This window comes from Acinetobacter sp. YH12233, from assembly GCF_013417725.1.
Classification (GTDB): Bacteria; Pseudomonadota; Gammaproteobacteria; order Pseudomonadales; family Moraxellaceae; genus Acinetobacter.
The window spans coordinates 1-15,229 of record NZ_VPDK01000050.1 but is presented as its reverse complement, the minus strand read 5'-3'; the positions used below and the strand labels follow the sequence as shown (position 1 = coordinate 15,229).

Sequence of the window (15,229 nt, the reverse complement as noted above, 5' to 3'; positions counted from 1 at the left end):
CACCATTTGGAAGCTGAATAGGTAACTGGGAAACAGATGCGACACTACGGTCTTGCTCTCCAAGACGGATAACAAAATCAAAACGACGATCGCCTTCTAAAATCTCTCCCACGCTTTGTCCACCAATACTGGTTGCCACAAGGTCTTGAATTGAACGCACACTCAAACCATATTGTGCAGCCAAAGTTTTATTTACCTCGACATTCAGTAATGGCAAACCTGAGGTCTGCTCAACTTTCACGGCACTGCTACCCGATATTTGCTGAATGATTTTGGAGATTTTAGTCGCCTCAGTATTGAGGACATTCATATCATCACCGAAGATTTTCACACCAACATCACTACGCACACCTGAGATCAATTCATTAAATCGGAGTTCAATCGGTTGTGAAAATTCACTATTATTGCCTGGAATCGTGGCTAAATACGTCACCATACGGCCACGTAATTCATCTAAACTTTCTTTAGGATTTGGCCATTCTGAACGAGGCTTTAACATGATATAGCCATCTGAAATATTGGGTGGCATGACATCTGTTGCAACCTCGGCTGTACCCGTTCTGGCAAATACTGCCTTAATTTCAGGGAAACTCTTTAAAAGAAGTTTTTCAGTATTCTCCTGAATACGTAAAGACTCTTCCAAGCCTGTGCTTGGAGAACGTAATTGCTGTACCGCAAAATCACCTTCACTCAGCTGTGGTGCAAATTCACTGCCGAGTTTGGTACTGATAAATCCCGTAATCACTAATACACACAGTGCAAAAGTCAGCACAACTGCTTTGTATTGATACGAAATATCAAGAGTTTGCTGATATTTAGCTTTTAGCCATAACATCCAACGACTTTCTTTTTCTTGAATATCGCCTTTGACCCACAATGCCACAGCAGCAGGCACAAAGGTGATCGATAAAATAATGGCTGCAACAAGGGCGAGTACCACTGTCAATGCCATCGGATGGAACATTTTTGCTTCCACACCACTTAAAGCAAAAATCGGCAAATACACCACCAAAATAATAAGCTGACCAAAAATAAGAGGACGACGTGCTTGGCGGGCAGCCAGAAAAACTTCCTTAAAGCGTTCACTTTGTGTGAGAGGTCGTTTTAACAGTTGCTGTGTATGGGCTAAACGCCGGATACAGTTTTCGACAATCACCACAGCACCATCGACAATGATGCCGAAATCGAGTGCACCTAAACTCATCAGATTGGCACTGATATTTTTCTGTGCCATCCCGGTTAAGGTAAACAGCATAGAGAGTGGAATGACACAGGCAGTAATCAAGGCAGCACGGATATTCCCTAAAAACAGGAACAGAATGATGATGACCAGGATTGCTCCCTCTACCAAGTTTTTCTGAACGGTTTTAATCGCCTTCTCAACCAAGGTAGTACGGTCGTACACCGTTTCAATCACTACCCCTTTAGGCAAACTATTCTGAATATCTTGAAGCTTGGCATCCACAGCTTTAGAAACAGTCCGGCTATTTCCACCCATCGCCATCATGGCAATCCCTAAAACGGTTTCTTTGCCGTTATAGGTTGCCCCACCGGTTCTTAAATCATGCCCAATAGAGACTTGCGCAATATCACCAACCCGAATTGGGCTGCCATTTGGGCTACCCAGCATGGTGTTCTCAATATCAGAAAGCCCATTGAATGTACCCGGTACACGTACCGTCAATTGCTGACCATTGTCTTCAATATAACCTGCACCTCGGTTCTCATTATTTTGCGCTAAAGCCTGTTGCAGTTGTTCTAATGAGATATTCAGTTGCTGCATCCGGTTTAAATCGGGAGAGACCACATAGGTTTTTTCAAAACCACCAATACTGTTGACCTCTGCAACTCCCTTAACACGTTGCAGTTGAGGACGCACAATCCAGTCCTGAATCTCACGCAAATCCATCGGCGTGTATGCAGTTCCATCCGGCTTTTTCGCATTCGGATCTGCCTTCAGTACCCATTGATAAATCTCACCGAGACCCGTAGAAACGGGGGACATCGTCGGTGCGATTTGTGCAGGCAACTCAGATTGCGCCTCCTGTATCCGTTGGTTAATCTGCTGACGGGCCCAATAAATATCAGTCCCATCTTTAAAGACAATGGTGACTTGAGAGAGTCCATAACGGGATATGGAACGGGTAAGCTCCAGATCCGGAATGCCAGCCATGGCATTTTCAATGGGATAGGTAATCCGCTGTTCGACTTCAAGCGCAGTAAAACCCTTGGCTTGAGTATTAATCTGGACTTGGGTATTGGTAATATCGGGTACAGCATCAATCGGGAGTTTCTGATAGCTATACACCCCGACCGCAATCCAGGTACAGACAAAGAGCAACACCCAAATCGCATTTTGTATGGAAAACTGAATGATTCGTTCGAATAAACCTTCTGGTTTTGGCAGATCAGAATTAATGTTCATGGCCTGCCTCGTCTTTTTCTAATTCAGATTTCAACAAGAAACTGCCTTGAGCGATATACTTCTGCCCTTCAGTCAGCCCAGAAATCACTTCAAGCCATTGTCCATCACTTGAAGCCTGCCCCAATTGCACTTTCTGTGCTTTTAAGTGGACTTGACCTTTTTGTTCTGAATCTACGATGAAAATACTGTCTTCACCTTCAATACTTTGCAGCGCAGACTTTTGAATCCGAAGGGCTGATTTTGCTGTAGCTTCCGGAATCAACACTCTCACTAACACATTAGAACGCAACTCAGTAGCTTGCGCATCGAGTTTTGCGCGCACCACCAGACGCCCTGTTTGTACATCTGCCTGAGAGGTTAAGCTTTGTACAGTAGCTTTATAGATTTGATCTGAATCATTCACTTTAAAGTCAATTTTTTGCCCGGCTTGCAGTTGACCTGAGAATTGATTCGGCAAATTAAACTCAAGCCATAAATCTTTCAGCTGTTCAATGACAAAGAGCTGATTAGCCAGTTGCACATTTTCACCGACCACAATATCTTTTTGACTGATCACCCCAGAGATCGGTGCTTTAATCAGAAAACGCCCATTGTTATTGCCACTTGCACCTAATGCATTTAAACGTGCTTGTGAGGACTGGACAGTAATCTGCGCTTGACGGTAGGCATTTTCGGCACGCTGGTAATCCTGTTTGGCAGAAATCCCCTGTGACCAGAGTTGCTGTTCGCGCTGGTAATCTTTACGGGCCAAATCCAGATTCACCTGTGCCATACGCAGATTTGCCTGTTGGTCGATCAGTTCAGGCACGATTAGTACAGCCAGCGTTTGTCCTTTTTGCACGCTCTGTCCTAAAGCCACATTGACCTGCTCGACATGACCACTAAAATTAGGCGATATATGCGCTTGTTGATCGGTATTCACCACCAATTTACCTGGCAGGGTTGTCAGCTTTTCAACCAATCCTGTGGATGCAACAGCAACTTTTAAACCTTGTTCAACCATTTGTTGGCTGGTCAGTTGTATTTCGCCTTCTTCAGCATGTCCTTCTTCAGAACTATCTTCATCAGAATGTTCGGCATTTCCCTCATCATGACCATGCCCCTCAGATTCAGTTTTTTTTGAACTTAACCAAATAACCAGACTGACCAAGACCGTAATCAGAATCAAAATTGCAATCATGAGAGACTGGGATATTTTTCCGTTTTGCTTGGCGTTCATTTTATCGTGCTCCCCCATTGATTAAATTTTGCGATGCTTCGACTGCCTTTTTATTCAGTTGTGTATAGGCATCCGAACGGCTAATTTCTTCATAACTTGTGCCAATACTGAGTGCCTCAGCTGCGAGGGCAGTTTGCCAAGCTTGACGTAGAATTTGTAATTGACCCAATCGAAGATTCTGCAGTTGGGTGGTTGCTTGCTGAACGTCGGTAATGGACAGTTTCCCTGCCTGAAACCCTTGTAAAGTACGGCTCTGAACTTTGGTCGCCAAAGTAACTTGTGCTGTTGTGGCATCGAACTGGCTACGTAAACCTTTGAGCTGATGCATGCTGTTGGCAATATTGAGTATTTGTTGCTTCAGCTCACGCTGCTGCTGTTGGTTCAGCAATATTTGCTGTTGCTGGACCATCGGGATCGCATATTGCTGGCGGTTGAAAATATTCAGTGGAATAGCCACGCCGATTGCCAAAGTCGTATCGTTGCTTTCATTAGGGGTTTTGCTACGTTTCATGCCTACATTTAAAGTCGGATTGGGACGTGCCTGAATTCTTAAATTTTCAATTTGATGATCCGATTGCTGAATGTTCAAGGCATAGAATTTTTCTAGCCACCCTTCAGCAATATACCGTTGCACAGTTTGGAGACTTTGCTCTGGCCAAGGGATAGCGGTTTTATTCAATTGAAGATGTGAAGATGTTTCTCCCCCCCACAAATTAGACAGCTGACGACCGGCAGCTTGTTTATTCAGCATCGCTTGCTGATAAAGTCGTTGGATTTCTAGCGCTTCAATTTGGGTACGCTCAAAATCAACCAGGGCAATACTGCCTGCCTGATAGCGTTTCTGGGCACTGTCCAGATTGGCTTTACTTGTTTTTAACTGTACTGAATAAGCAGACTGCTCAACCTCAGCAAGTGCAAATTGCGACCATGCAAATTTAACAATCAGTTGGCTTTGTGCCTTCCATAATTGCTGTTGCAATTGGATTTGTTGATTCGAGGTATTGGCAATCACCCGGTTCAGCTTACGCTGACCAAATAGATCTAGAGGTTGACTAACGCCAACATTGAATTCCTGTTCTTGACCTGAGCCAAAGCCAGACTGTTCTAAACTTATACTTGGATTCTGCCATAACCGACTTTGCTGAATATTCAATTCAGATATTTGCTGAACTTGTTGCCACAGCTTGTCTTGAGTCTGGTAACTTTGTACTTTTGCTAAAGCGGATTCAAAGCTGGTAACGTTTTCAGCATAGCTATATTGCATAGCCGCTGCACATATACAAGCAACCAAGCTATGACGCAAGAGTATAATTGATTGTGAAGACATGATTTTTCCCACTTATTTAAATAATAAAAGTGGTGGGAATGTTTTAGGCTACCCCACCATGAGCGGGGAAAATTCGGGAGGTGGGCTTTGTTGAAACAGGTCAGGAGCCTGATAGCTGTTTTTCCAATGAAATTGTGGATTCACTTTAACTTCAGAGCTTGGATGAAACACATCTACTTTTTCATTTTGTACAATCAAATGCGTCATCGATGGTAGATGATCTTGATGATCTTCACCGATTTCTAAATCGCTACTGAATGTTTTTATGTTTTCTGACTGTCCATTATGATCGTGTTGACGACTATCGCTGGCACACAAGGTATTTTGGTGATGACCAAAATGATAACTCTGCTGTGATTGAGGCTGTTGTTCATGGACACAAAAGGCCGCCGCCACATTCCAAAAGCTTTGGAACATGAACAATCCAACCAAGACTGTAATCCATGTAGTAGAACGCATCATCATAACAATCGAAAAATTTGTACCAAGTATAAGGCTTAGAGCCACTCCAAGGTCAAGCTTAATAAATTAAATTAAACATTCAATGAACACTGAATAGCCGGCACTTTTGCAAATTTACCTTGTCTCTATAAGCTCACATCAATTTCAGGTAAGAATAACAATAGATAGTGAACCGTACCGGGTTTGTCGGAGACTTTTTATTTAAGTTAGGCCACCGGTAATCCTCCCATAAATAACCGAAGTTAAAAGTAGAGGTACACATAAGTTAAAATTTTATAGAATTGCTTGAGTTCAAAATCTCTAATTAGCATGTATTGAAAACATGAATATTTATCTAAAAAGAGAACTATTTAACATCATGGCTGTTATACGCAATAAAAAAACCTGGGCACCAACCCAGGTCTAAAATTTAAAAAACAGATAAATATCAGTGCAATAAACTCATTTTTCTAATTTCGCATAACGTGTATTATGTTAATTTTAGAGAAACTACTAAATTATATTGGGTTGTAAATATTTGAAATTCCGTTAAGATATTTTGGATTAAATTCTATTCCTAGATAGCATTCGTGTTGACTCATCTCTCCAAAAAACTTTGGTTTTGTTTTCTTATGGTTTTTGCCATAGGATGGAGTAGTGTGTCTGTTGCATCAGTAAAGATAATGCATATCAATATGCAAACTGAAATGAGCCAAGATCATTGTTTAGATCAAGCACAGCAAGTCACTCAACATGGTATTAATCACGAAGTACAGACGAATACCGATTGCCATAATCATTTAGCTCTTAATCAGAATATAGATCACAAAAAGTGTCAGGAATGTTCTAGCTTATCCTGCCAGACACAGATCTCATGTCTTCATTCTTTGCAAAGCTCGCTAGATCCCCTAGATACCTTCTATTCTATAGATCAGCCTAATTTTTATTACCCCAACCAATATCTAAATGGGTATTGGCAAGAAATTTCACGTCCTCCTAAAACTTAACCATTTTTTTTAAAATTTATTTATTTTTCAAAAATTAAGGTTAAGTTATGTCTCATAAAATTAGTTCGTACCTATTAGCAGGTATTTGTTTTGCATCGTCGCCTTTGGTTTTTGCCGAAGTGCGTGAATATCAGCTTGTTATTGATGAAGCAGTGGTCAGCCCAACTGGAAAGCCTGTAAAGCGCATTACCGTAAATGGTCAATTTCCTGCGCCTTTGCTTGAGTTTGAAGAGGGTGATGAAGCCATCATTCGCGTGAAAAATAATTTAAAAAACCAAGATTCTTCTATTCATTGGCACGGACTGTTGTTGCCGGGCATTATGGATGGTGTACCGGGATTTAATGGTTTTAACGGTATTAAGCCTCAAAGCGAGTATGTTTATAAATTCAAGATTCGCCAAAGCGGGACTTATTGGTATCACGCTCATTCTAAAGGACAGGAACAGGACGGCTTATATGGTTCTTTTGTGATTTATCCAAAAGGTAAAACACCATTGGCAGCACATGAAAAAGCTGAACGTGACTATGTGGTGATGTTGTCAGATTTTCATGAAAAAACCAGTGATCAAATTCAGAAAGATCTTAAAATTTCAGCTGAATATTATCAAGATCAGCGTGAAACCTTGGGTGATGTTTGGAAGCAGGTTAAACGTGATGGCATAAAAGCGACATGGTCTGACCGCAAAATGTGGAATCAGATGCGTATGCTAAAAACCGACATGTCGGATGTTACAGGTTATACCTTCCTCATTAATGGCAAAACACCTGAACAAAATTGGACAGGAATGTTTAAACCGAATGAAAAAATTCGCCTACGTTTTGTGAATGCATCTGCGATGTCTTTCTACGATGTCCGTATTCCTAACTTGAAAATGACTGTGGTCAGTGCTGATGGTCAGCCTGTAAAACCTGTTGCTGTGGATGAGTTTCGTATTGGCACAGCTGAAACTTATGATGTGATTGTGGAGCCAAAAGGCGGACATTATCAAATTGAAGCTGAGTCAATTGACCGTTCAGGCTATGCGATTGGTACACTGCACAATGAACTAAATCCTATGACACATGGCATTCATATGCCTGCACCACGTCCACGCTCACTTTTGACCATGGAAGATATGGGACATGGTGGTGGTGATCATGCAGGAATGGATCATTCGAAAATGAACCACGGCAATATGCAAGGCATGGATCACTCGAAAATGGATCATTCAAAAATGAACCATGGCGATATGCAAGGCATGGATCACTCGAAAATGGATCATTCAAAAATGAACCATGGCGATATGCAAGGCATGGATCACTCGAAAATGGATCATTCAAAAATGAACCATGGCGATATGCAAGGCATGGATCACTCGAAAATGGATCATTCACAGCATGGCACAGCAAAACCACAAGAAAATGATCAAGTGGTTTATGGTTGGGCAAATGCATCTACACCTGCGGGCAATAAAGCCTTGCAATATAGTGATTTAAAATCTTTAGAACCGCAAAAAGATACTCGTGAAGCTAGCAGTGAATTAGTAGTGCGTTTGGGCGGTACTATGGAGCGTTATATTTGGACGATTAACGGTAAAAAATTCAGCGATGCTGAGCCATTAAAAGTGAAGTATGGCGAGCGTATCCGTATCAAATTTATTAATGACAGTATGATGGCGCACCCCATGCATTTACATGGCATGTTTATGCAGTTGGAGAATGGTCAAGAGTCGGTAGATATGCCGAATAAACACACATTGATTGTACCACCGGGTAAAACAGTCACTGCTTTATTAACTGCGGATGAGTTGGGCGAATGGGCAATCCATTGTCATTTGTTGTATCACATGAGTGCAGGAATGATGAACAAGTTGATCGTGGCAAATGTTAGCGATGAACAAGTGTCTACAACGCCAATTCAAGGTACAAATTCGACTCAAACTCACCAAGTAACTGAGCAAAAAGGAGCTGGACATGCACATCACTAATTTTGTATTTAAAGCGTTTTTTTCTGTTGCGGTATTGAGTTTAACAAGCTTAAGTTTGGCGCACGAAGGGCATCATTCAACTGCTCAGACTGATGGAAAAAATGTACCATCAATGAATCATCAAGCGATGTCTGAGATGGATCATTCACAGCATTCTCCACAAGAGCATGCACAACACATGCAGATGATGGGGAAAATGAATCATGCTGCACATTCAGCACCGATGAACCATCAACATGCAGGTCATCAGCCAATGCATCACAAATCAACAGAGAAACAGCAAGATCAAAAAGTACAGAAAGGAGATCAACATGCGCACCATTAATCTTTTTTCTAAAACTGTTTTAGCAAGCTCTTTGTTGATGGTCAGTGCAGTGAGTTTGGCACATAATGGTGAAGATCATAGTGCGCCTGAAAAAATGACAGTTGCTACATCTTCTAGTCAAAATCAGCCGATGCAAATGGATCGCTCTCAAATGAACCATAGCCAAATGAATCAGGCACAACATCAGGCAACATCTACGGTTAATCATTTACATCATGTACCAGATGCGAATGCTCAGCAGAGTTCGCATTATGATCATCGCTCAGAACACGGTGCGCAAATTTATGCGATTACGACAGTGGACAATAAGTGGCTTGTCAATGAAGATGGCACAGGTGATTTAAAGTCAGAGTTTGAAACCCGTATTGGCACAGATGAAAATAAGCTTTTTATTAAAATTCATGCCGATAAAGAAGAATCGCATGATGCACATTATGATGCCAAACTTTTATATAGCCGTATGATTTCAGACTTTTGGGATGCACAGATTGGTGCACGTTATCGTAGTGAAAAAGTTGAACTCAATGATCATCGCAAAGACACCGAAGAAAATGTTGATGCGGTGATTGGCTTACATGGTATGGCGCCATATTTCTTTGAAACTGATGCTTATCTCTATGCGGGAGAAGACAATTATGCGGGCTTTAGCCTAGAAACGGAACGTGATTTTCTGATTACGCAAAAGTTGATTATTCAACCTTATTTAGAGTTGGATGCTATCTTTAGTGATGACTCTAAATATGCGAAAAAAACTGGTTTAAGCAGTGCAACCGCAGGGTTTGAAACTCGCTATGAAATCAGTAAAAAGATCATGCCTTATATCGACATTGCCTATGAGTATTCAAAAGGTAATGATGAAACGTCGTGGCAAATAGAATCAAACTCTGAGAAAGGTTGGTTATATGGAGCTGGTGTTAGATTTAGATTTTAATTAATTTAATGATTACTAAATAGCTTTATTTAAATAAAACTCTAGCTTAATGTGGCCGGAAGCAAAATGTTAACTTATTTTGCTTCCTTCCATTTAACATAATGGCTGTTATGCGAAGTCGACTTGTAATGCAATTTGCATTACAATATTCCTAGTACATTAAATACTTGGGAAATATGATGGCTACTGTTAACTTCAGGATCGATGAAGCCCTTAAAGAAAAATCTTATTCAATCCTTAAAGAGCAAGGTATTGCACCTACTGATTTCTTCACTAGTATTCTTGAGTATGTTGCTACGACTGGGAAACTGCCTGTCAAAAAAGCTTTGCTTTCGGAAGAAGATGAAGAATTATTAGCTCTTGTCCGTAAGCGCATTAATGATCCTAAAGAGATGTTTGAGGAAGTCACATTAGATGACTTATAAGCTTTTACGTCACAAGGACTTTACAGCAGAATGGGAAAACTCCCTGTTGCTATACGAGATCAATTTAAAAAGAAACTAGCCAAAGTCATAGAGCAGCCACATATTCCAAAGAATATGCTTAGAGGCGATCTTGCAGGTTGCTATAAAATCAAATTATTAAAAGCTGGTGTCCGACTTGTCTATCAAGTTAAAGATGATCAGGTAGTTATCCTGCTCATTACCGTCGGAAAACGAGCTGATAGCATAGTTTATGACGAAGCGAAAAAGCGAATTAAAGACTAAAAATGGGAGCTTAAAGCTCCCATTTTTGGCTTCGTATAAGGTGTATTATGTTAATTTTAGGAAAGGCTCTAGACTAGCAGAATGATTATGTTAGTCTAGAGCATATAATTAACATTATTGAAGTATTTTACATGGCAATTTTTCGACATTCTTCTGCACACTGACGGCAAGCCTCAGCACATTTTTTACAATGATCATGTGAATGTTTTTCACACTCTTCCGCACAATATTCACAGATCTTAGCACAAAGCTCACAAATCTCTTTGAGGAAAGGTGAGTTATGTTGTTGCATACGCACACATAACTGACAAATATCTGCACATTCTAGACAACGTTGAATACATTCACGCATCATCTCTAAATCTTTTTCTTTTAAACAAGAAGTTGCACATTCAGTACAAATAAGTGAACAGTTTGTACATGCAGAAATACACTTTGAAAATTCCGTATTAATCATTTTTTACTCTCAACTTATATAATCAAAGAAATAATTAAAACATAATTTTTTTCTACTAATTATTTTAAATTATTAGTAAATGTAATACATAATGTTAATTTATATGAATAATGTTAATTTTAACTAAATCTTATTTATATTCCAAATTATTAAAAAACAGTTTTTAATTAGGATAGATGATCAAGTATCAAAAGCAGCTATTCTTAAAATAACTGCAATAATTTTATCACTTTAAAAATAGATTTTCCCTCTATTTAACATAATGGCGGTTATACGAAGTACACTTGTATATTAATATAAATATCAATCACTTGAAAATTTAGCCATGACTAAGAAAAAGCAAAAAATCGGCTTTTGTAATAAGTTGGTGAGTTTTTAAGCAGATCTGTAATATTTTGCCAGTAAATTTGATTAAAAAACGATCAATTTGGCAATCAGTGCCCATTTCATCGGCTTTCAGGATCCGAAACTATCCCCAATGGCTGTGGATAAAATTTAGGCTATTTTGTACGCCCTGGCGCACAACAATCTCGGCTCTTTGCGGCTACCAGGAACAGTGGAATTTTCCTATGATGAACTCATCAGGAACAGGAAGTTCCAAACAACAAGAATAAGAAAGATCGCACCAGGAGCGTGAGGTAAGACAGGAGTCATACCTAGCAACCCAATATGAGAAACCCCGGCAGGATGCTGGGGTTTTTTATTGTCTGCATTTAAGGTCTAATCAGTCTTAGCCAATTCATTTTGGTTGATAAGTTTAATCAGCGCATTTTGAACAAACTCATCAAGTTCAATCCCTTTTTCTTTTATGATGGTTTCTATCTTTGCTAGCGTTTCACTTTCTAATTCGAACTCGATTTCTGCTGATGTTTCCATGAGTAAATCATAGTTATTTTCGACTATCTTTTTAAAGGTTTCTTCTAGATCTTTTGTTGATGGAATATTGAAAGATAAGCGTAATGAGCTATTGATAATTTCAATATGGGTATACCCTAAATATTCAGTACTTTTTCCCACAAATCCTAAGTGCTTCATAAAAAACCTTAAATAAATATAGTAGAGAGCTGTCTAAATTAAGCCAGACTCTCTTTTACAAATTTTGGATCAACAATAAATAATCGAATAAGGGATGTTGCTGCTCCTGATGGTCTTCTCGCACCTTGTTCCCATGATTCAAGAGTACGTCTTGATACGCCAAGAATCTTAGCAAACTGATCTTGTGTTAGTTGAGCCTTTCTACGAGCTAACGCTACATCTGTCTCAGTGATTACGGTTCTTTTCGCTGCATTACTAGTAAGCATATCGTCGATGCCTTGTAATATTTCAGCTTCAATATCCCTAGTTGCTTCAAAAGCCTCAAGTTCTTTTTCAGTCATTAAACGAGTCATTTAGTTTCTCCACTAATGCTTGAAGAGTCTTCTTACTAAGCTGTACAGTTTGCTTTTTACTGTACAAGGTTAATAACCAAATCTCTCCATTTGCTAAACGATTAAAGTAGATGACTCTGACACCACCACTTTTACCTCTACCACCGCTAGTCCATCTAATCTTACGAATACCACCTGCATTAGGCTCTACATCTCCTGCTTCAGGATTTAATGCTAAGAATGTTTTGAATTCCTCATATTCTTCCTGAGTCCAATAAACAAGACAGTATTTAGTAAATAATGGAGTCTCACATATTGTATACATTGATTGCATTCATACTACCTTGTAGTAGTTTATTTTATACTACTTTGTGGTATTTTTAAATGATAATTCTTAGTTCTCAGGATTAAATGCCTATTTAAGTGATGTGCTGAAAAGGTTGCCGACACATAAAGTGACTCAGATTGAAGAATTGCTACCACACCGCTGGAAACCTGAACCGAATTAAAAAATAGGCATGGGGTTCAGCGGACGCTTACGTTCAATTCGTATAACCACCATTATGTTAAATAGAATCAAAAAACCTCCAATAAAATCGTTATAGTATTATTATTTATTGAGTAGATAAGAGAATTAAATTAGTGAAATACTCAAATGAACAAATAGTAAAAGCACTCTTACTTGCTCCTTTACCTTTACTTTTTTTAACAACAGTCCTGTTTATCGCAGTGAATCACGAATACAGCCTATACTCGATTTTCGTAGTTCTTGTAGGACACGGTCTTATTTACTTGGCTTATTGTATTTTGACTGTGCCTTTTAGCTACATATTCTCAATTCTTTTAAATCGTTATAACAGTCTTAATTTATTAACCATCTGTATTACCTCTCTAATTATTGCTACTCCATTTTTTATTCTTTTAGGATGGGGGCATACTGGAAAGATTGCTGAAGATTGGTGGAAGATGTATACCAATACATGGGCTAGCTTTCTGGCTCTATTTCCTGGCTTATGTTATTGGCTGTTTTTAATTAACTTAAAAGATAAAGAATAGTTATGAAAAAAATATTATATTTTAATTTTTTAGCGATTATTTTGACTTACGTATCTTTGCTTTATCAAAAAAATATATTAGTTGCTCGCATAGTTGTAGATAAGCTTGAAAAAGTTAAAGTCATAGCTGGGGGATTTCCTCTCCAGTTCCTTATAGATGGTGAAACCTCTCCAGTCGGAAGTATAAGTATCAATCCTTTATTTATTTTCATCGGCATGGATCAATTTGTTTTTCTCAATTTTTTTATTGATTATTTATTTTGGATAAGTATTTTATTTGCTTTTTCTATGATTGTGAAAAAGTACAGAATTGTATAGATCTTCTAAAATTAACATAATACACGTTATACGAAGCCAAAAATGGGGGCATGCAGCTCCCATTTTTAGTCTTTTATCCGCTTTTTTGCTTCATCATAAACAATGCTATCAGCTCGTTTTCCAACGGTAATTAGCAAAATAACTACCTGATCATCTTTGACCTGGTAAACAAGTCGGACACCAGCTTTTAATAATTTTATTTTATAGCAGCCTGCAAGATCACCTTTAAGCATATTCTTTGGAATATGTGGTTGCTCTATTACCTTAGCTAATTTTTTCTTGAATTGATCTCGTATAGCACTAGGAAGCTTTTCCCATTCTGCAGTGAAGTCCTTATGACGTAAAAGCTTATAAGTCATCTAATGTGACTTCCTCGAACATCTCTTTAGGATCATTAACACGTTTGCGAACAAGAGCTAATAAATCAGCATCTTCCTCTGAGAGTAAAGCTTTTTGTACTGGAAGCTTTCCAGTCGTAGCAATATATTCAAGAATATTAGTAAAGAACTCAGTAGGTGCAATTCCTTGTTCTTTTAGGATGGAATAAGACTTTTCTTTAAGGGCTTCATCGACCCTGAAATTAACAGTAGCCATCATTTTCCCATTTATTGAATGCATGAGAATATTGTAATGCAATATGCATTACAAAGATAGTTCGTATAACAACCACTATGTTAAATGGATAGTTGTTTAGTGGGAAAATCAAGTTTTTGAAATTTCAAATTGAAGTTTTTTCGTTCAATTAGTAATTGTAATTTATATTCTATTGAATAACTATTTCATAACTTTTCCTATCATATTTGGCTGCATACGTAGCTACTTCTTGATTAATCTTTTTATGATTTTTATCTAAATATGAAAAGATTATTGAATCCTCATTGTGCCGCTCGTAATTGATGGCGTATTTATATTCTGAATAAGGATAAAGAGTACCTAAGCTATAAGTTTTTTGAGCACTAATATAAGTTACTTTAAGGTCTGTAATTGGATAATCAGTCTGATTTTTAATAAAAATATATCCATCCTTTTCAAATGGCTGGCATCCTATAAGTAGAACTAATGTAAGACAGTAAAATAGGCTATTCTTCATTTTGGTAGTTCTTCAATTGGTCTTATGAGTCGATTAATAACTATAACTTTTGAGGTATCACAGCTATGATCTACTTCAGTTATCCAAGAATAATTATTTTTTTCTAGAGGATAGGATTCTCCGCCTCCATATGCTGCTTTATCACCTAAAAAATAAGTATCCGAATCTACTTTTAGGCTCTTAGTTTCCGTATCCCAATCTAGAGTTTTTGTAGCAAAAATTGGCAGAACTTTAGAGCCATCAGCATGTTCTAGGTATAGGCATTTACCTTCCCTAATAAGCTTAGCCTCACTATAACTTGCATTATCTGCTCCCCCCGTATATTGAATACGTGGAACAACTATATTTGATTCAATTTTTTCTGTAACTGGACTGCAGGCTGCAAGTAAACTTAATAAAATAAATTCTAATCTTTTCATATTAAAGGAATTTTTTGAGAGAGTAATAGAGAAATTAAAGCAAATTAGTAAGCGTCCGCTGAACACACCTTCTGAATTCATCCTATAAGCCTTAATTTAGTCCCCACTTAGAAACAAGTGGGGACTTAAATTTATGACTACAAATCATCAGACATCCATCGCATCTCTTGCGAA

General features: G+C 38.5%; 18 protein-coding genes and 2 pseudogenes. 8 read left to right on the top strand and 12 right to left on the bottom strand.

Features of this window, described 5'->3' with window-relative positions:
* The 4 genes from FTV12_RS15055 to FTV12_RS15040 all read right to left on the bottom strand — a co-directional run.
* Nucleotides 1-2,425, bottom strand: a 2,425-nt coding sequence (locus tag FTV12_RS15055) for an efflux RND transporter permease subunit (RefSeq protein WP_180034266.1), incomplete at its 3' end; no start/stop codon positions are given.
* Nucleotides 2,415-3,644, bottom strand: coding sequence for an efflux RND transporter periplasmic adaptor subunit (locus tag FTV12_RS15050; RefSeq protein WP_016658777.1), 1,230 nt, complete (start codon nt 3,642-3,644; stop codon nt 2,415-2,417). The genes FTV12_RS15050 and FTV12_RS15055, both read right to left, overlap by 11 nt.
* Nucleotide 3,645: 1 nt before the next feature.
* Nucleotides 3,646-4,971 (bottom strand): TolC family protein, encoded by a 1,326-nt coding sequence (locus FTV12_RS15045; protein ID WP_035269736.1) that lies wholly within the window; start codon nt 4,969-4,971, stop codon nt 3,646-3,648.
* A gap of 48 nt (nt 4,972-5,019) precedes the next feature.
* Nucleotides 5,020-5,430, bottom strand: coding sequence for a cation efflux protein, CzcI-like (locus tag FTV12_RS15040; protein WP_197704863.1), 411 nt, complete (start codon nt 5,428-5,430; stop codon nt 5,020-5,022).
* Between the two features lie 1,036 nt (nt 5,431-6,466).
* Between FTV12_RS15040 and FTV12_RS15035 the strand changes: the two genes are divergently transcribed.
* From FTV12_RS15035 to FTV12_RS15015, 5 genes and pseudogenes are all read left to right on the top strand, one after another.
* Nucleotides 6,467-8,386, top strand: coding sequence for a multicopper oxidase domain-containing protein (locus tag FTV12_RS15035; protein WP_180034265.1), 1,920 nt, complete (start codon nt 6,467-6,469; stop codon nt 8,384-8,386).
* Nucleotides 8,373-8,711: a hypothetical protein gene (locus tag FTV12_RS15030; RefSeq protein WP_004897649.1), complete on the top strand. Its 339-nt coding sequence runs from the start codon at nt 8,373-8,375 to the stop codon at nt 8,709-8,711. Before FTV12_RS15035 ends, FTV12_RS15030 begins: the two co-directional genes overlap by 14 nt.
* Nucleotides 8,698-9,642, top strand: coding sequence for a copper resistance protein B (locus tag FTV12_RS15025; RefSeq protein ID WP_154320112.1), 945 nt, complete (start codon nt 8,698-8,700; stop codon nt 9,640-9,642). Before FTV12_RS15030 ends, FTV12_RS15025 begins: the two co-directional genes overlap by 14 nt.
* Nucleotides 9,643-9,821: 179 nt before the next feature.
* The gene (locus tag FTV12_RS15020; RefSeq protein ID WP_000246755.1) at nt 9,822-10,067 is read left to right on the top strand and encodes a type II toxin-antitoxin system RelB/DinJ family antitoxin; all 246 of its coding nucleotides are present in this window, start codon (nt 9,822-9,824) and stop codon (nt 10,065-10,067) included.
* Nucleotides 10,057-10,349, top strand: a pseudogene (locus FTV12_RS15015) (type II toxin-antitoxin system RelE/ParE family toxin). Before FTV12_RS15020 ends, FTV12_RS15015 begins: the two are co-directional and overlap by 11 nt.
* Before the next feature lie 127 nt (nt 10,350-10,476).
* Here FTV12_RS15015 and FTV12_RS15010 read toward each other — a convergent pair.
* The 4 genes from FTV12_RS15010 to FTV12_RS14995 all read right to left on the bottom strand — a co-directional run bounded on the left by FTV12_RS15010 (nt 10,477) and on the right by FTV12_RS14995 (nt 12,498).
* Nucleotides 10,477-10,806, bottom strand: coding sequence for a four-helix bundle copper-binding protein (locus tag FTV12_RS15010; protein WP_016658833.1), 330 nt, complete (start codon nt 10,804-10,806; stop codon nt 10,477-10,479).
* Nucleotides 10,807-11,526: 720 nt separating this feature from the next.
* A complete protein-coding gene (locus tag FTV12_RS15005) occupies nt 11,527-11,841 on the bottom strand; it encodes a hypothetical protein (RefSeq protein ID WP_104505826.1) in 315 nt (104 codons plus the stop codon).
* Nucleotides 11,842-11,879: 38 nt separating this feature from the next.
* Complete coding sequence (locus FTV12_RS15000; RefSeq protein ID WP_104505827.1) at nt 11,880-12,194, bottom strand: DNA-binding transcriptional regulator; 315 nt, start codon at nt 12,192-12,194, stop codon at nt 11,880-11,882.
* A complete protein-coding gene (locus FTV12_RS14995) occupies nt 12,175-12,498 on the bottom strand; it encodes a transcriptional regulator (RefSeq protein ID WP_104505828.1) in 324 nt (107 codons plus the stop codon). Before FTV12_RS14995 ends, FTV12_RS15000 begins: the two co-directional genes overlap by 20 nt.
* A gap of 88 nt (nt 12,499-12,586) precedes the next feature.
* Between FTV12_RS14995 and FTV12_RS14990 the strand changes: the two are divergent.
* From FTV12_RS14990 to FTV12_RS14980, 3 genes and pseudogenes are all read left to right on the top strand, one after another.
* Nucleotides 12,587-12,682 (top strand): annotated as a pseudogene (locus FTV12_RS14990) (transposase domain-containing protein); the annotation flags it as partial.
* 133 nt (nt 12,683-12,815) lie between these two features.
* Complete coding sequence (locus FTV12_RS14985) at nt 12,816-13,229, top strand: hypothetical protein (RefSeq protein ID WP_070155403.1); 414 nt, start codon at nt 12,816-12,818, stop codon at nt 13,227-13,229.
* A 2-nt stretch (nt 13,230-13,231) separates the two neighbouring features.
* Nucleotides 13,232-13,546: a hypothetical protein gene (locus FTV12_RS14980; RefSeq protein ID WP_070155405.1), complete on the top strand. Its 315-nt coding sequence runs from the start codon at nt 13,232-13,234 to the stop codon at nt 13,544-13,546.
* 65 nt (nt 13,547-13,611) lie between these two features.
* On the opposite strand, the gene FTV12_RS14975 is transcribed toward FTV12_RS14980, so the two are convergent.
* The 4 genes from FTV12_RS14975 to FTV12_RS14960 all read right to left on the bottom strand — a co-directional run bounded on the left by FTV12_RS14975 (nt 13,612) and on the right by FTV12_RS14960 (nt 15,136).
* A complete protein-coding gene (locus tag FTV12_RS14975) occupies nt 13,612-13,905 on the bottom strand; it encodes a type II toxin-antitoxin system RelE/ParE family toxin (RefSeq protein WP_004733298.1) in 294 nt (97 codons plus the stop codon).
* The gene (locus tag FTV12_RS14970; RefSeq protein ID WP_070154357.1) at nt 13,895-14,140 is read right to left on the bottom strand and encodes a type II toxin-antitoxin system RelB/DinJ family antitoxin; all 246 of its coding nucleotides are present in this window, start codon (nt 14,138-14,140) and stop codon (nt 13,895-13,897) included. The genes FTV12_RS14975 and FTV12_RS14970 overlap by 11 nt, the downstream gene beginning before the upstream one ends.
* Nucleotides 14,141-14,309: 169 nt before the next feature.
* Nucleotides 14,310-14,636 carry a hypothetical protein gene (locus FTV12_RS14965; RefSeq protein ID WP_004676063.1) on the bottom strand — a complete coding sequence of 109 codons (327 nt, stop codon included), beginning with the start codon at nt 14,634-14,636 and terminating at the stop codon, nt 14,310-14,312.
* Nucleotides 14,633-15,136, bottom strand: a complete 504-nt coding sequence (locus FTV12_RS14960; protein WP_257218841.1) for a hypothetical protein — start codon at nt 15,134-15,136, stop codon at nt 14,633-14,635. Before FTV12_RS14960 ends, FTV12_RS14965 begins: the two co-directional genes overlap by 4 nt.
* Between the last annotated feature and the right edge of the window lie 93 nt (nt 15,137-15,229).

Excerpts from the sequence above, each read along its gene's own strand:
- FTV12_RS15050 (WP_016658777.1), bottom strand. The coding sequence starts at position 3,644 with ATGAACGCCAAGCAAAACGGAAAAATATCCCAGTCTCTCATGATTGCA.
- FTV12_RS15045 (WP_035269736.1), bottom strand. The coding sequence starts at position 4,971 with ATGTCTTCACAATCAATTATACTCTTGCGTCATAGCTTGGTTGCTTGT.
- FTV12_RS15040 (WP_197704863.1), bottom strand. The coding sequence starts at position 5,430 with ATGCGTTCTACTACATGGATTACAGTCTTGGTTGGATTGTTCATGTTC.
- FTV12_RS15035 (WP_180034265.1), top strand. The coding sequence starts at position 6,467 with ATGTCTCATAAAATTAGTTCGTACCTATTAGCAGGTATTTGTTTTGCA.
- FTV12_RS15030 (WP_004897649.1), top strand. The coding sequence starts at position 8,373 with ATGCACATCACTAATTTTGTATTTAAAGCGTTTTTTTCTGTTGCGGTA.
- FTV12_RS15025 (WP_154320112.1), top strand. The coding sequence starts at position 8,698 with ATGCGCACCATTAATCTTTTTTCTAAAACTGTTTTAGCAAGCTCTTTG.
- FTV12_RS15020 (WP_000246755.1), top strand. The coding sequence starts at position 9,822 with ATGGCTACTGTTAACTTCAGGATCGATGAAGCCCTTAAAGAAAAATCT.
- FTV12_RS15010 (WP_016658833.1), bottom strand. The coding sequence starts at position 10,806 with ATGATTAATACGGAATTTTCAAAGTGTATTTCTGCATGTACAAACTGT.
- FTV12_RS15005 (WP_104505826.1), bottom strand. The coding sequence starts at position 11,841 with ATGAAGCACTTAGGATTTGTGGGAAAAAGTACTGAATATTTAGGGTAT.
- FTV12_RS15000 (WP_104505827.1), bottom strand. The coding sequence starts at position 12,194 with ATGACTCGTTTAATGACTGAAAAAGAACTTGAGGCTTTTGAAGCAACT.
- FTV12_RS14995 (WP_104505828.1), bottom strand. The coding sequence starts at position 12,498 with ATGTATACAATATGTGAGACTCCATTATTTACTAAATACTGTCTTGTT.
- FTV12_RS14980 (WP_070155405.1), top strand. The coding sequence starts at position 13,232 with ATGAAAAAAATATTATATTTTAATTTTTTAGCGATTATTTTGACTTAC.
- FTV12_RS14975 (WP_004733298.1), bottom strand. The coding sequence starts at position 13,905 with ATGACTTATAAGCTTTTACGTCATAAGGACTTCACTGCAGAATGGGAA.
- FTV12_RS14970 (WP_070154357.1), bottom strand. The coding sequence starts at position 14,140 with ATGGCTACTGTTAATTTCAGGGTCGATGAAGCCCTTAAAGAAAAGTCT.
- FTV12_RS14965 (WP_004676063.1), bottom strand. The coding sequence starts at position 14,636 with ATGAAGAATAGCCTATTTTACTGTCTTACATTAGTTCTACTTATAGGA.
- FTV12_RS14960 (WP_257218841.1), bottom strand. The coding sequence starts at position 15,136 with ATGAATTCAGAAGGTGTGTTCAGCGGACGCTTACTAATTTGCTTTAAT.